At 70.0% G+C, this 1,265-nt stretch carries 1 protein-coding gene and 2 pseudogenes; 1 reads left to right on the top strand and 2 read right to left on the bottom strand.

All coding sequences use genetic code 11. The features are described 5' to 3' along the window. Together FV228_RS30100 and FV228_RS30095 are read right to left on the bottom strand one after the other, a co-directional pair. Positions 1–213 (bottom strand): annotated as a pseudogene (locus FV228_RS30100) (hypothetical protein); the annotation flags it as partial. Positions 214–293: 80 nt separating this feature from the next. Then, positions 294–500 carry a DUF2842 domain-containing protein gene (locus FV228_RS30095; RefSeq protein WP_147857771.1) on the bottom strand — a complete coding sequence of 69 codons (207 nt, stop codon included), beginning with the start codon at positions 498–500 and terminating at the stop codon, positions 294–296. Positions 501–682: 182 nt separating this feature from the next. Between FV228_RS30095 and FV228_RS30090 the strand changes: the two are divergent. Further along, positions 683–1,225 (top strand): annotated as a pseudogene (locus FV228_RS30090) (COX15/CtaA family protein); the annotation flags it as partial. Positions 1,226–1,265: the final 40 nt, after the last annotated feature.

Genomic DNA, 1,265 nt, shown 5'->3' with positions numbered 1-1,265 from the left:
CGCCTCGGCCAGGGCCGGGGCGGCGGCCGCGTCGGCCGAGGCGTAGCCGCCCGCCACGTTCTTGGCGGCCGGGCCGAACATCGCCAGGCACTGGTTGTAGGCCAGATCGTTCTTCAGCCGCTCGCACTCCCCGATCGAACGCGGCGTGCCCTGCGCCAGGGCGGAGCACGGCGCGAGCAGCACGGCGAGTGCGGCCAGATGCTTGAGGCGCATGGGCAAGCGATACACGGACGGGTCTCGGTTTCGGATCCGAGGCTTCTGCCGGCCGAGTGCGGCGAAATCGAGGGGTCCGGTTAACGGTCCGGACGCTCCATCCAGCGGATCAGCGGCATCAGCGGAAAGATCCACGCGATTCCGAGGATTGAATAGAGCACGGCCTGGATCGCCGCCGGGGTCTCGGCGATGCGGCTGTCGGCCAAGGCCATCGCCAGCGGCCCGTACAGGCAGACGAAGGCCAGCATCGCGACCGTGCCGATCAACGTGCGGGTGCGGCGGCGCATCATGGTTATCCGAAGCCCTGTCTCTCCCTGTGGTGAGACGGCTATCGCCCGTCGGCCCGGTTGGCAACGCGCGCAGCGCCGCGGGCTGCGGCGCCGCCGACGTTGCCCGCGTCCCGCGCTTCCCCTAACGCGTCGCGAGGGCCGGGACATCCGGGCCGACCGCGGAAGGGATGCGCGTGGTGATGAGAGTCTCGGGCGAGCAGCGATCGGGAGCCGTGCGGACCTGGCTCTACCTGATGGCGGCCCTCGTGGTCGCCATGGTGGCGGTCGGCGGCGCGACCCGCCTGACCGGTTCCGGCCTGTCGATCACCGAGTGGCGCCCCGTGACCGGGATCGTGCCGCCCCTGTCGGAGGCGGACTGGACCGCCGAGTTCGCCAAGTACAAGGACACGCCGCAATACAACATCCTCAACCAGGGGATGGGCCTGTCGTCGTTCAAGGTGCTGTACGGCTGGGAATGGGGCCATCGCGTGCTCGGGCGGCTGATCGGCCTCGTGTTCTTCCTGCCGCTGGTCGTGTTCTGGTGGCGCGGCATGATCGGCCGGCGCCTCGGCCTCGGGCTGCTCGGCCTCGGGATCCTCGGCGGCCTCCAGGGGGCGATCGGCTGGATCATGGTCGCGTCGGGGCTCCAGCCCGGCATGACCGCGGTGGCACCGCTGAAGCTCGCCCTGCACCTGACGACCGCCAGCCTGATCCTGGCCGGGCTGGTCTGGCTGGCGGCCGGCCAGCGCAGCGACTGTCTATTATAAACATCTCAGAGAACAC

This window comes from Methylobacterium sp. WL18 (assembly GCF_008040015.1).
Classification (GTDB): Bacteria; Pseudomonadota; Alphaproteobacteria; order Rhizobiales; family Beijerinckiaceae; genus Methylobacterium; species Methylobacterium mesophilicum.
Note: the sequence above shows the minus strand (reverse complement) of the source record. Positions and strands in the feature narration are given on the sequence as shown.